The sequence below is a fragment of the Paraburkholderia yinzeri genome (assembly GCF_046581065.1).
In the GTDB taxonomy this organism is placed as follows: domain Bacteria; phylum Pseudomonadota; class Gammaproteobacteria; order Burkholderiales; family Burkholderiaceae; genus Paraburkholderia.
Window position 1 is genome coordinate 1241470 of sequence record NZ_JBFOCJ010000001.1, and the last position, 12182, is coordinate 1253651.

13 protein-coding genes and 1 pseudogene are annotated in these 12182 nt (G+C 65.3%); 5 read left to right on the forward strand and 9 right to left on the reverse strand.

The window, feature by feature from the left end:
* Positions 1 to 135 precede the first annotated feature (135 nt).
* The 3 genes from argJ to mutT are packed head-to-tail and all read left to right on the forward strand — an operon-like array spanning position 136 to position 2696.
* The gene (argJ, locus tag WJ542_RS06015) at positions 136 to 1377 is read left to right on the forward strand and encodes a bifunctional glutamate N-acetyltransferase/amino-acid acetyltransferase ArgJ (RefSeq protein WP_411188415.1); all 1242 of its coding nucleotides are present in this window, start codon (positions 136 to 138) and stop codon (positions 1375 to 1377) included.
* Between the two features lie 27 nt (positions 1378 to 1404).
* Positions 1405 to 2277 (forward strand): ATP-binding protein, encoded by an 873-nt coding sequence (locus WJ542_RS06020; RefSeq protein ID WP_411188416.1) that lies wholly within the window; start codon positions 1405 to 1407, stop codon positions 2275 to 2277.
* Positions 2274 to 2696 (forward strand): 8-oxo-dGTP diphosphatase MutT, encoded by a 423-nt coding sequence (gene mutT / locus WJ542_RS06025; protein ID WP_411188417.1) that lies wholly within the window; start codon positions 2274 to 2276, stop codon positions 2694 to 2696. Before WJ542_RS06020 ends, mutT begins: the two co-directional genes overlap by 4 nt.
* A gap of 129 nt (positions 2697 to 2825) precedes the next feature.
* On the opposite strand, the gene WJ542_RS06030 is transcribed toward mutT, so the two are convergent.
* From WJ542_RS06030 to WJ542_RS06065, 8 genes are all read right to left on the reverse strand, one after another.
* On the reverse strand, positions 2826 to 3023 hold the full coding sequence (locus WJ542_RS06030) for a DNA gyrase inhibitor YacG (RefSeq protein ID WP_027794401.1): 198 nt from the start codon (positions 3021 to 3023) through the stop codon (positions 2826 to 2828).
* Positions 3024 to 3112: 89 nt separating this feature from the next.
* Positions 3113 to 3868 (reverse strand): cell division protein ZapD, encoded by a 756-nt coding sequence (gene zapD, locus WJ542_RS06035; RefSeq protein WP_028228657.1) that lies wholly within the window; start codon positions 3866 to 3868, stop codon positions 3113 to 3115.
* A 172-nt stretch (positions 3869 to 4040) separates the two neighbouring features.
* A complete protein-coding gene (gene coaE / locus WJ542_RS06040; protein WP_411188418.1) occupies positions 4041 to 4658 on the reverse strand; it encodes a dephospho-CoA kinase in 618 nt (205 codons plus the stop codon).
* Between the two features lie 3 nt (positions 4659 to 4661).
* Positions 4662 to 5579 carry a prepilin peptidase gene (locus tag WJ542_RS06045; protein WP_411188419.1) on the reverse strand — a complete coding sequence of 306 codons (918 nt, stop codon included), beginning with the start codon at positions 5577 to 5579 and terminating at the stop codon, positions 4662 to 4664.
* Positions 5580 to 5606: 27 nt separating this feature from the next.
* Positions 5607 to 6833 (reverse strand): type II secretion system F family protein, encoded by a 1227-nt coding sequence (locus WJ542_RS06050; RefSeq protein WP_411188420.1) that lies wholly within the window; start codon positions 6831 to 6833, stop codon positions 5607 to 5609.
* Positions 6830 to 8113, reverse strand: coding sequence for a GspE/PulE family protein (locus WJ542_RS06055; protein ID WP_411190488.1), 1284 nt, complete (start codon positions 8111 to 8113; stop codon positions 6830 to 6832). The genes WJ542_RS06050 and WJ542_RS06055 overlap by 4 nt, the downstream gene beginning before the upstream one ends.
* An 83-nt stretch (positions 8114 to 8196) precedes the next feature.
* A complete protein-coding gene (locus WJ542_RS06060; protein ID WP_411188421.1) occupies positions 8197 to 9516 on the reverse strand; it encodes an HlyC/CorC family transporter in 1320 nt (439 codons plus the stop codon).
* 316 nt (positions 9517 to 9832) lie between these two features.
* Positions 9833 to 10051 (reverse strand): hypothetical protein, encoded by a 219-nt coding sequence (locus tag WJ542_RS06065; RefSeq protein WP_411188422.1) that lies wholly within the window; start codon positions 10049 to 10051, stop codon positions 9833 to 9835.
* A 102-nt stretch (positions 10052 to 10153) separates the two neighbouring features.
* Between WJ542_RS06065 and WJ542_RS06070 the strand changes: the two are divergent.
* Positions 10154 to 10552: pseudogene (locus WJ542_RS06070) on the forward strand (DMT family transporter); the annotation flags it as partial.
* A 70-nt stretch (positions 10553 to 10622) separates the two neighbouring features.
* Positions 10623 to 11135 (forward strand): SRPBCC family protein, encoded by a 513-nt coding sequence (locus tag WJ542_RS06075; protein WP_411188423.1) that lies wholly within the window; start codon positions 10623 to 10625, stop codon positions 11133 to 11135.
* A gap of 12 nt (positions 11136 to 11147) precedes the next feature.
* Here the strand turns inward: WJ542_RS06075 and WJ542_RS06080 are convergent, their stop codons facing one another.
* Entirely contained in the window at positions 11148 to 12092 is a 945-nt protein-coding gene (locus tag WJ542_RS06080; protein ID WP_411188424.1) for an AraC family transcriptional regulator, read from the reverse strand.
* Between the last annotated feature and the right edge of the window lie 90 nt (positions 12093 to 12182).

A 12182-nucleotide genomic window follows, 5' to 3' on the forward strand; every position in this document is an offset into this window, starting at 1 on the left:
TTCGCCGCGTGGCGCATGCGGTCCTGCCGTTGATTCCGGTGGCCCGGAAAGCGTTCCGGGCCTGCCTTTTGATTCCCAATGCCGGCCAGGCCCGATGTGCCTCGGCCGGCATTGCCTTTTCGACAGGTCGCCACCATGGCTGTCAATTTCCCCTCGATCGATCCCGCACAACTCCATCCGGTCGCCGGTGTGACGCTCGGCTGGGCCGAAGCCAACATCCGCAAGGCCAACCGCAAGGACGTGCTCGTGATCTCCGTCGACGAAGGCGCGAGCGTCGCGGGTGTGTTCACGCTGAACCGCTTCTGCGCGGCGCCGGTGACGGTATGCCGCGAGCATCTTGCAAAGGTCCGCTCGGGCGGCAAGGGCATCCGCGCGCTCGTGATCAACACGGGCAACGCGAACGCAGGCACGGGCGAGCCGGGCCTCGCCAACGCGCGCGCGAGCTGCGACGCGCTGGCGGACCTCGCGGGCATCGAGCCCTCGCAGGTGCTGCCGTTCTCGACGGGCGTGATTCTCGAGCCGCTGCCGGTCGACCGGCTGATCGCGGGCCTGCCCGCCGCATTGGCGAACCGCAAGGCCGCGAACTGGTACGACGCCGCGCAGGCCATCATGACCACCGACACGATGCCGAAGGCCGTTTCGCGTCAGGTCACGATCGACGGCCATACGGTCACGCTCACGGGCATCAGCAAGGGTGCGGGCATGATCAAGCCGAACATGGCGACGATGCTCGGTTTCCTCGCATTCGACGCGAACGTGGCGCAGCCGGTGCTCGACGAGCTCGTGAAGCACGTGGCCGACCGCTCGTTCAACTGCGTCACGATCGACGGCGACACCTCGACCAACGACTCGTTCATCCTGATCGCCTCGGGCAAGTCGAGCCTGCCGGCCATCACGTCCACCGATTCGCCCGCGTATGCGGCACTGCGCGACGCCGTGACGGAAGTCGCACAGACGCTTTCGCAACTGATCGTGCGCGACGGCGAGGGCGCGACGAAGTTCATGACCGTGCAGGTGGAAGGCGGCAAGGACGTGGCCGAGTGCCGTCAGATCGCTTACGCGATCGGCCACTCGCCGCTCGTCAAGACGGCTTTCTACGCCTCCGATCCCAACCTAGGCCGCATCCTCGCCGCGATCGGCTATGCGGGCGTGACCGACCTCGACGTGGGCAAGATCGACCTGTACCTCGACGAGGTGCTCGTTGCGAAGGCGGGCGGCCGCAATCCCGACTACCGCGAGGAAGACGGCCAGCGCGTCATGAAGAACAGCGAGATCACGATCCGCGTGCTGCTGGGCCGCGGCAACGCCGAGGCCACGGTCTGGACCTGCGACCTTTCGCACGACTACGTGAGCATCAACGCGGACTACCGCTCCTGATTCGTTCCCGATTTCGCTTTCAAGCCCATGGACAAGCTCGAACAGTTTCTGACCCGCGCCGAGGCGCTGCTCGGCCGCCTCGAAGCGGTGCTGCCGCCGGCCGCGCCCGACGTCGACTGGAATGCCGCGATGGCGTTTCGCTGGCGCAAGCGCCAGGGCCGCGGCTATCTGCAGCCGGTGCCGCAGGTGTCGTCGATCTCGCTCGACGACCTGCAGAACATCGACCGCCAGAAGGACCTCATCGAACGCAACACGCGCCAGTTCGTGCTGAAAAAGCCCGCTAACAACGTGCTGCTCACGGGTGCGCGCGGCACCGGCAAGTCGTCGCTGATCAAGGCGTGCCTGAACGCTTTCGCGAATGACGGCCTGCGTCTCATCGAGGTGGACAAGGACGACCTGCACGACCTGGGCGACATCGTCGACCTGATCGCGACCCGGCCCGAACGCTTCATCGTTTTCTGCGACGACCTTTCGTTCGAAGAAGGCGAGTCGGGCTACAAGGCGCTCAAAGTGGCGCTGGACGGTTCGGTGGCCGCGCAGGGCGACAACGTGCTGATCTACGCGACGTCGAACCGCCGCCATCTGCTGCCGGAGTACATGAGCGACAACGAGTCGTACAAGCACATGCCGGACGGCGAGATCCACCCGGGTGAGGTGGTCGAAGAAAAGATCTCGCTTTCGGAGCGCTTCGGGCTTTGGGTGAGCTTCTATCCGTTCAAGCAGGACGACTACCTGACGATCGTCGGCCACTGGCTGCGTCATTTCGGCTGCGCCGATGCCGAAGTGGAATCGGCGCGCGGCGACGCGCTCGTCTGGGCGCTGGAGCGCGGCTCGCGCTCGGGCCGCGTGGCGTGGCAGTTCGCGCGCGACTGGTCGGGCAAGAAGGCGCAAGAGGCATGAGCGTGCACGCGGAGAACATGGCTACGCCGTCGCGCCCGGTGACCGAGGTGGCCGTGGGCGTGCTGGTGCAGCCCGACGGCCGCTATCTGCTCGCGCAGCGCCCCGAAGGCAAGCCCTACGCGGGCTACTGGGAGTTTCCGGGCGGCAAGCTGGAGGCCGGCGAGTCGGTCGAGGCGGCGCTCGCGCGCGAACTGCACGAGGAACTGGGCATCGACGTGAAGGCGTGCCATCTCTGGCACACGCTCGAGCACGACTATCCGCACGCCTACGTGCGGCTTTATTTCTGCAAGGTGACCGAGTGGAGCGGCGAGCCCCATGGGCGCGAGGGTCAGGCGTTCGTCTGGCAGTCGCTGCCGGCGAGCGTCGAGCCGCTGTTGCCGGCGACGATTCCGGTGCTCGAATGGCTGGCCGCCGAGTGATACGGTGAAACGGAGCGGCTTCTCCGCTCGCCCTCCTTGGTGCGGTTGAGCGGAGGCCGGGACGAGAAAGGCCGCTGCGCGATTCGCGCAGCGGCCTTTTCATTGGTGCGGCCGGGCCTGGACTACCGGCTATTGACGCGTGTCCGTAGGCGGCGCCTCGTCATCGGGGGGCGTGTCTTCGTCGTTGCCGCCGATGCGGTACTTTTCGGCGGCCCAGGCGCCCAGATCCATCTGCTTGCAGCGTTCCGAGCAGAAGGGGCGGAAGCGGTTTTCCGGTACCCAGCGGACATCCTTGCCGCAGGTCGGACATTTGACGACAGTGGTCATGCGGTTGAATGGTCAATCAGTCGGGCGCGCTCTGCGAGGCGCCGGTACGGTTGGTAAAACGCTGCTGGCAAAATCTGCGCTTCGAGCCGTCAAAGGCTGCACAGCGTCAACTGGAACGGCACGTCGACGTCCACGGCGCGCGGCCGCAGATCGCCATCCTGCACCGTGAAGCGTACCCACAGCATGTATTTGTTGGCGCTCGCTTCCGGAATGACGCGCAAATCCGGTGCCACGCGCACCTGCATCAACTGATAGGCTCGGCCCGAAAGCATTTGCTGGTAGCTGCCCTGCATCGCCATCACCTTCGACGCTTGACCCGATTCGCGCGCGAGGCGCAGCACGATTGCGGCCGCATCGCGCAGAGGCAGGAGCGGCATGACCCATTTGGCGATGTCCTGGCGGCGCTGGTCGGGGTGCAATTGTTGCCAGGCGTAGTACGAGGGCAGGTCGAATTTGCAGGTGCCGCCCGGAATGATCGCGCGGCTGCGGATGCTGGCGAGCCATTCGTTATCGGCCAGGTGCTGGCCGGTCTTGCCCTGCATCTGCGTGAGGCCCGCGAGTGTCTGCTCGATCTCGCCGAGCACGGTTTCGAGCGCGTTCTGCTCGATGCCGGGATTGCCGCGGAACGGCGCGAGCGTTTGGCGCTGTCTTTCGAGCTCCTTCATGAGGTCCGACTTGAGGTCTGCGCGGCCCGCAACTTCCGCGATTTCGAACAGCGTCGTAAGCGCGACGTGATGTTCCCTCGGATCCTCCTGGGTCAGGAAAAACGTGAAGCGCTCGAACAGGTCTTCGAGGCGCAACAGCGTACGGATTCGCTCGTTGAAGGGATACTCGTAAAGAATCAAGCGCGCTCGCCTCGGGCGTGGTCGGTGAAGGATTGCAGGACATTCTAATGCCGTGGGACTACGGTCGCAATCGCGGGTAAAGCGCCCCGTTCGCGCGTGACGCCCGCGGCTCGCCCGGGAGCGGCGGGCGGTGTGATCCCTGTCCTGTCGTCAACCCTGCGCGCCGCGGCGTTCAGCTTTGCGTGCCGGCGGATTGTGCGAGTGCGAGGTAGCGTGCATGCAGGGCGTCCACGTCTCTCGCCAGCGATTCGAGCGTGGCGCCGTCGTTGACGACGACGTCGTCGGCAGCCGCGAGGCGCGCATCGCGCGTGGCCTGGCGCGCAATGATGGCCAGCACCTGCTCGCGCGTGAAGCCGTTGCGGCGCATCACGCGTTCGATTTGCGTCTCGACGCTGCAATCGACGTCGAGCACGCGGTCGACCCGCGTTTTCCACGTGCCGGACTCGACGAGCAGCGGTACCACGACGATGACGTACGGGCCACGCGCGGCGAGCGATTCGCGTTCGGTCTCCGAGCGGATGAGCGGATGCGTGATCGCCTCGAGGCGCTTGCGGGCCGTTTCGTCGCCGAAGACGAGCGCGCGCATGCGGGCACGATCCATCGAGCCATCGGCTGCGACGAATTCAGGGCCGAATTGCTCGCGGATCGCCTCCATGGCGACGCCATGCGGCGCCGTGACCCGGTGGGCAATCACGTCGGTATCGACGATCGGCACGCCGTGTGCCGCGAACAGGTCGGCGACCGTGGACTTGCCGCTGCCTATGCCTCCTGTCAATCCGACCGAGAACATCGCTCAGTTCCCCCACATGAAATAGAACGGCGTACCCGCAAACAGCGTGACGAGCGCGCCCGCGGCGAGATACGGGCCGAACGGCAAGGGCTCCTCGAAGCGCATGCGTCCGCTCCAGGTGGCAGCGAGGCCGACAGCGGCGCCCGCGACGGCGGCGATCACGACGATCTGCGGCAAAGCGCTCCAGCCTAGCCAGGCGCCGAGCGCCGCGAGCAGTTTGAAGTCGCCGTAGCCCATGCCTTCGATGCCGCGAAGGAGCCGGAACAGCCAGTACACGCACCAGAGCGCGAGATAACCCGCGACGGCGCCGATTACGGCCTCGTGCAGTGTGACGAACGTGCCCCACAGATTCACGATCAGTCCGGCCCAAAGCAGCGGCTGCGTGATTTCGTCGTAGAGCATCTGATGTTCGAGATCGATGGCGCTCGCGGCGATGAGCGCGGCGCACAGCGCGAACGCGGCCAGCGCCTTGCCGGAAGGGCCGAACACAGCGAGCGCAAGCACCGCGCAGATGGCGCCAGCCAGTTCGATGAGCGGATAGCGGGCACTCACGCGCGCGTGGCAGTGCGAGCAGCGACCGCGCAGTGCCAGCCAGCCAAGCACGGGGATATTCTCCCAGGCGCGTAGAACGTGGCCGCAATGCGGGCAGGCGCTGCGCGGTAGCCACAGGTTGTAGCGTTCGGGCAGGCCGTCGTCGGCGAATAGCTGGCTCGACGTCTCGGCGGCGTCCGCGCGCCATGCACGCTCCACCATGATGGGCAGCCGGTGCACGACCACGTTCAGGAAGCTGCCTATGACGAGCCCGAGCACGATTGCAAAAACCATCAGCACGGCGGGCGGCAGTGTGGCGAGCGCGGCGTCGATGGCGCTGGCCGGGCCGGTGGCCGCGAGGTCGGGAGCGGGCAGGAAATGAAGAGGCATGGTCGGAGCGGGAATCTGGCAGCGATGCTACACCACGTTGCCTAGTTGAATGATGGGAAGATACATCGCCACGACGAGCCCGCCGACCAGCGCTCCGAGCACGACGATCACGAGCGGCTCGCACAGACTCGAAAGCAGGCCGATCTTTTCGTCCACCTGACGGTCGGCGAGCGAGGCGACGTCGAGCAGCATGGCGTCGAGCGCTCCGGACTCCTCGGCAACGGCCACAGGCTGGATGACGTCGGCGGGAAAGCAGCCTGTGGCGCGCATTGCAGACGCGAGCCGCTCGCCGCGCCGCAGGCGCGCGCTGATGCCTGCACTCGCGTGGTCGAAGAAGGCGTTGCCGCTCGCGTGGGTGAGCGAATCGAACGCATCGGCGAGCGGTGTGCCCGCTGCGAGCAGGGTCCCGAGCGCGCGGCTCCAGCGCGCCGCGCAGAGCGCCGTGAGCAGCGAGCCCGTGACCGGCAGCTTGAGCCCGACGCGGCCGAAAGCGATGCGGGCTCGTGCCGAGCGGCGCAGTGTGGCGAGTGTTGCGGCAACGCCCGCCGCGATGCATGCTGCGACAGGCGCGCTCCAGCGTGCCGCGGCGGCCGAGAGCATCAGGACGAACAACGTGGGCGCGGGCAGCGCAGCGCCGAAACCGTCGAAGATCTGTTTGAAGGTGGGGACGACCCAGACCAGCAGCGCCGCCGTGATGGCCACGGCAAGCAAAAGGACGGCAACCGGATAGGTGAGTGCGGCCCGTACCTTCGAACGCTGTGCGGCGGCGCGCTCGCGGTCGTCGGCGATACGCCCGAGTACGGCGGCGAGCGTGCCGGACGCCTCGCCAACCGCGACGAGCTGGCAGTAGAGCACGCCGAAACGGGCGGGATGACGCGCGAGCGAATCCGAAAAGCGCATGCCGGCCGTGATGTCGCGGGCGAGTGCGCCTGCGATACGCGGCATGCCGCCAGGGCCGGGCGATTGCGCGAGTAGTTCGAGCGACGGCGCGAGCGGCAGGCCGGCGCGCTGCAGGCTCGACAACTGGCGCGTGAAGCGCGTGACGTCGGCGTGGCTCGCCCGCGGGCGTGGCGCGGGCCGTCGCTGCGCGAGCGCCGTGACGGTGATGCGTTCGCGTTTGAGCGCGTACCGGGCGGCAGTCACGTCGACTGCGATCAGCGTGCCGCGTTGCGGCTTGCCCAAAGCATCGAAGCCTTGCCACGCGTAGCGCCACTCGGCTGGTGGCCGGGTGTGGACCTCGCGAGCGGGCGTCATGGCGTATCCGTCGCGGCGAGTGCTTCGGCGAGGCTCGTCGTGCCGTCGCGCACGCGGGCGAGCGCGGCGTCGCGCAGTGTCGCGACACCTTCCGAACGCGCCTGCCGCGCGATGGCTCGCGCCCCCTGTTTCGCGACGATCAGATCTCGCAGCACCTCCGACACCGGCATCACCTCATGAATCCCGATGCGTCCGCGATACCCGATGCCGTGACACGCTTCGCAGCCGCTTGCGCTCCAGGTTTCCTCGTTGGCGTCCAGTCCGGCGGCACGCAGCGTCGCGGCCGATTCGCGGGCGCTCGTGCGGCACTGAGAGCAGAGCTTGCGCACGAGCCGCTGCGCGGTGATGAGCCTCACTGCACCGGCGAGGTTATATGGTTCGACGCCGATATCGATCAGCCGCGCCGCGGCGGCGGGCGCGTCGTTGGTATGCAGGGTGGAAAGCACGAGGTGCCCGGTCTGCGCCGCTTTCACCGCAACGCTGGCGGTTTCCTCGTCGCGGATCTCGCCGATCATGATGACATCCGGATCCTGGCGCAGCAGCGCGCGCAACGCGACCGCAAAGGTGAGCCCCGCCTTTTCGCGCACGTTGACCTGGTTGATGCCCGCGAGCTGGATTTCGGCGGGATCCTCCACGGAGCACAGATTGCGCGAATCGTTGTTGAGCCGCTGCAGGAAGCAGTAGAGCGAGAGCGTCTTGCCGCTGCCGGTAGGACCGGTGACGAGCACGAGGCCATGCGGCGCGCCGATCGCCTCGGCAACGGCCTGCTGCTGCAGTTCGTCGAGCCCGAGCGCGGCAAGGGAGAGATTCGCGGGCAAGGCTTCGAGCCGGCGCAGCACGAGCTTCTCGCCGAAGAGCGTGGGCAGCGAATTCACGCGATAGTCCTCGGCGGCCTGGGCCGAACCGGGCGGCGCGAGACGCAGCCGTCCGTCGAGCGGGATGCGCCGCTCCGCAATGTCCATACGCGCGAGTACCTTGACGCGTGTGATGAACGCATCGCGCAGATGGGCGGGCGGCCGCGCCGCTTCGTGCAGCACGCCGTCGATGCGCAGCCGTATACGCCAGCCACGCTCGAGCGGCTCGACGTGGAGATCGGAGGCATTGCGTCGTGCGGCTTCGCGCAGCGTGTCGGTGAGGAGTCGCACCGCGGGCGCGTCGTCGACGTCGGTAGCGGCAAGCGATGCGGGAGCCGCCGGGCGAGCGATACCGCCGCCGCCGGCCGTCGCCAGCGCGGACGAGCACGCACGGCGCGCCGCCTCACGGTAGGGAATGCGAAACATGGGTATCCGGCCGAAGCCGTCTTCATGGAGGACGGCTTCCATCATCCAGCGACGCGCGACTCGTGCGCCACTCGGCCAGATGGCTAACGGCCCGGCAAGCGCTTTTTTGTCTTCTTCAGCGTGCTGGCGCGCGGCTTCGCGCCGGGCTTGAAGAGCTTCACCGTGCGCACGGCCTGGTCGTCGCTGCGCAGCACTTCGAGCTTCGCGTCGCCGATCTGCAGGCACACGTCGCCTTCGGGAATCTCCTCCAGCATTTCGAGGATCAGGCCGTTGAGCGTCTTGGGACCGTCGGTGGGCAGCGTGAGATGCAGCCAGCGGTTCAGCTCGCGCAAGGGCATGCTGCCCGGCACGATGCATTCGCCATCCTCGTTCCAGCCGCCGCGGCCCGCGCCGCTGCGCGGCAGGGTCGTGGTGAACTCGCCGATCAGCTCTTCGATGATGTCTTCCGGCGTGACGAGGCCCTCCATCTCGCCGTACTCGTTGACCACGAGCGCGACGCGGTGCCGGCCTTCCTGGAAGTACTGAAGCTGCTGGAAGACAGGCGTGCCGGTGGGCACGAAATACGGTTCGTCGAGCAGCTCGCGCAGCGTCTCTCGTTCCAGCTCCTGGTTGTGCAGCGCGGACAGCGTCTTGCGCACGTGCAGGACGCCCAGCACGCGGTCGATGTCGCCTTGATAGACGATGAGCCTGTTGTGATAGCAGGTCTCGAGCTGATGGAGGATGTCGTCGAGCGGCGCGTCGAAGTCGAGCGCCTCGATGCGCCGGCGCGGAATCATCACGTCGTCGACGGTGATGTTCTCCAGGTCGAACAGGTTCAGGAGGACGCTGCGGTGCTTGGTCGGCATGAAGCTGCCGGACTCGAGCACGATGTTGCGCAGCTCTTCGGTCGAGAGGCGCTGGTTGTGCGCGTTGGCCGTGTTGATGTGCAAAAGACGCAGGACGCTGTTGGCGAACAGGTTGACGAACCAGACGACCGGCTTGGTTACGCGCATGAGTGGCGCGATCAGGAGGCTGGCGGGCAGGGCGATCTTCTCGGGGAAGGTTGCGCCGACGATCTTCGGCGTGATCTCCGCGAACACGATGATCAGGAACGCGACGATGCCGGTCGCGACCGAAAGCACGAGGTTGTTATGGCCGAAAGTGCGCAGCGCGATCGAGGTCGTGAGAACCGGGATGATCGTGTTGAAGAGGTTGTTGCCGATCAGGATGACCGTGAGCAGCAGGTCCGTGCGGCCGAGCAGATTCTGGGTGGTCTTCGCGCCAAGCGTGCCGTGGTTGGCGAGATGTTTCAGCCGATGGCGGTTGAGCGCCATCATCGCCGTTTCGGAAATGGAGAAGAAGCTGGAGCAGATGAGCAGGACGAAGACGGCGCCAATCTGCGCCCATAACGGGAGGTGGTCCACGCGTCGCGAAAGTGAGAGAAACGGATGGGGAGACTATAGCAGAGGGGCGTTGTCAGCCCTTCGACGGCTGGTTGAGGCCGGGCCGTGGTGCTCGCTTATCGGGCACGCGGTACCTGGCAAAAGACAGCAGGCGAAAAAAAACCCCGCAATGCTTGCGCGGTTTTTTCGAAATTCTGGTCGGGGTGAGAGGATTCGAACCTCTCTGTATCGACCGTGGAGTAAGGCTTTCCGGGCAATTCGTCAACGTCAAATGCGCGTCGAATTGACAAGGTAACTAATCCTCGGCTTACCACGGAAGGCGCCGGTTTTCTCCGGGTTAGTCGAGGAGTCGGTACGAGATTTTGCCATCGATGTCGCGCGGGATTTTCCAGCCGCTTGGCCGGGAAACCCAGCGGCCAGCTTCATTTTTGACCGGTTGCCGGGTCTCCAGACCCGGCGCAAACGCTGTCCGGTACTGCTTGAGGATTCCTTCGCTGGTACTTGCGATGATCAACTTGGTGAACAGCGGGGAGTGGCCCGTTTGGGCTTCGTCCATGTATAGCTGCATGGTGACATCGTCTACGAACTTGTGCAGGAGATGGCTGTATTTTTCGGTTAACTCCACCTCGACCCCTGCAATTTCCCCACGGCAGGTAATAGCCGTTTGAGTGCTGGCCTTGGCGGACAACCCCTTGTCGCATCCTTTTTTTCGTTTGCGATCGGTGCGCTGTGTCTTGGGGGCGTGTCGGCCTGCTTTGCCGACTGGCCCGCTGTCTTTGTTCACATCGGGCAGCAGGTGTGGTGGCGCTGGTTGGGCGGTGCCATTGGCGCGGCATTCGTATTTACCACGGTGTTTCTTGCCCCGCGGATCGGCGTGACGAACGCGATGTTTCTTTTCATCGTTGGACAGTTGACTGCGGGGATGTTCATCGACGGATTGGGCCTGATCCAGATGCCATTGCGGCCGTTGCCCTGGTGGAAGTTCACCGGGTTGGGCGTGATGTTGGCGGGCCTGGTGTTTTTCATGTTTGGCGACAAGCTGTTTTCGCACGAGTGATGCGTTTGCGTGGCAGCGGTCACGCGCTTCGGAACATCGCCATCCGACCCACCTTACAGGAATCGCAGTTATGAGCGAAGTAATCTGGCCCGAGAGCTATCTGCCGGGCACAACCGACTATTTCGTGTCGAACGAAACGGTCGTGGCGAGCCTGAGCGCCGCGCATGCATGGCCGTTTCTGGCCGATACGGCACGTTGGCCCGAGAGTTCTGCGGAGATCTGGCAGATCCGCTTCCATGATGGCGGCGGGTCTGAGCTGCGCTTCGGCACGCGGTTTCAGTTTGTCGTTGGTGGCGCGCTGGTACAGGCCGAGATCGTCGAATACGCTACGCCGACCGATGGCGGGCCAGGCCGCCTCGCATGGCATGGTTGGGTCGAGAACGACGGCCGGAAGATCGTTGACGCGCATTGCGGCTGGGTGATTGAAGATCTGCCTGACGCTCGCGTGCGCGTTCTCTGGCAAGAGTCGCTGATCGGCCCTGCGGCCAGGGAGTTGGCACGGCTTCGGCCGCGTCCCGCACTGAATTCGCATCAGGATTGGGTCGAAGGCATCGCGGCGGCAGCGCTTGCGGCGCGTGCCTGAACAGGTTCGCAGTTATCCGGTTCGGTGGCGCGGCTGCTCCCGCTTTTCTTTTGCTCGGAATCGACCGGGACTGACGCCGGTATGCCGCTTGAACGCGCTGCTGAAGGCCGTATCGGACAGATAGCCGAAGCGTGCAGCGAGTTCGGGCAACGGTATGTCGGTATGGCGTAACGCCGCGCGCGCGAGCGTCATGCGCCAATGCTGAAGGTAGTCGAGCGGCGGTTGTCCGACCCGGTTGCGGAAGCGGTTGGCAAACGCCGTTCTCGACATGGCGACGTGATCGGCGAGACTTTCCAGCGTCCATCGCCTGCCCGGTTCCGCATGCATGGCGGACAGGGCCTTGCCGATCTTCGCATCCGACAGCGCGCCGAGCCAGCCGGCGGAACGGGGCGTCGTATTCAGCCACGCGCGCAGGATGTTGACCAGCGCGAGCGCAGCGAGGCTGCTGCTCGCGACATCGGCGCCGACATGCAGACTACTGGATTCCAGCCGCAGCAGATCGAGTATGCAGGCGAGGGCAGATGTCCCGACATCGGCGGCGCGCAGATGAATCAACGGCGGCAGATGTCTTAACAACAAATCGGCCGCGTCGTCCTCGAACGTAAATCGGCCGCTGGCCAGGCTGACCTCGGCGGCTTCGCCTCCGCCATCGTAGCGGGCAATGCCGTCTTCACCGCGCGAGCTGCGAATGACCGCCACGCCGTCTTGCGGCGGGCACGTCGGATCGCTGGCCGAATAGAACGGCTGCCCATATGTCATCAAATAGAAGTCGCCAGTTTCCAGGGCCAGCGGCGTACCGTCTTCCAGCCATAAGTAGAAGCGGCCCGACAGCACGCTGCCGAATTTGATGTGCTCGTAGGCCGGAAAGTGCATGGCCCAGGCGCCGCGTCCCTCGAAACGGGTCGAGAGCATGCTGCTGACGCGCAGCGTGGAGAGGACGTCCGAGAGTGCATCCATATCTGTACTATCTAATAGAAAAATAGCATTTTTAATTATATAAATATAGACCAAATCGGATCATCATGCCGTCTGTTCCTTTTCAGGGCA

What these genes read in the sequence shown, in the direction of transcription:
- argJ (WP_411188415.1), top strand. Translation starts at nt 136, where the DNA reads ATGGCTGTCAATTTCCCCTCGATCGATCCCGCACAACTCCATCCGGTC.
- WJ542_RS06020 (WP_411188416.1), top strand. Translation starts at nt 1,405, where the DNA reads ATGGACAAGCTCGAACAGTTTCTGACCCGCGCCGAGGCGCTGCTCGGC.
- mutT (WP_411188417.1), top strand. Translation starts at nt 2,274, where the DNA reads ATGAGCGTGCACGCGGAGAACATGGCTACGCCGTCGCGCCCGGTGACC.
- WJ542_RS06030 (WP_027794401.1), bottom strand. Translation starts at nt 3,023, where the DNA reads ATGACCACTGTCGTCAAATGTCCGACCTGCGGCAAGGATGTCCGCTGG.
- coaE (WP_411188418.1), bottom strand. Translation starts at nt 4,658, where the DNA reads ATGTTCTCGGTCGGATTGACAGGAGGCATAGGCAGCGGCAAGTCCACG.
- WJ542_RS06045 (WP_411188419.1), bottom strand. Translation starts at nt 5,579, where the DNA reads ATGCCTCTTCATTTCCTGCCCGCTCCCGACCTCGCGGCCACCGGCCCG.
- WJ542_RS06050 (WP_411188420.1), bottom strand. Translation starts at nt 6,833, where the DNA reads ATGACGCCCGCTCGCGAGGTCCACACCCGGCCACCAGCCGAGTGGCGC.
- WJ542_RS06055 (WP_411190488.1), bottom strand. Translation starts at nt 8,113, where the DNA reads ATGTTTCGCATTCCCTACCGTGAGGCGGCGCGCCGTGCGTGCTCGTCC.
- WJ542_RS06065 (WP_411188422.1), bottom strand. Translation starts at nt 10,051, where the DNA reads ATGGACGAAGCCCAAACGGGCCACTCCCCGCTGTTCACCAAGTTGATC.
- WJ542_RS06075 (WP_411188423.1), top strand. Translation starts at nt 10,623, where the DNA reads ATGAGCGAAGTAATCTGGCCCGAGAGCTATCTGCCGGGCACAACCGAC.
- WJ542_RS06080 (WP_411188424.1), bottom strand. Translation starts at nt 12,092, where the DNA reads ATGGATGCACTCTCGGACGTCCTCTCCACGCTGCGCGTCAGCAGCATG.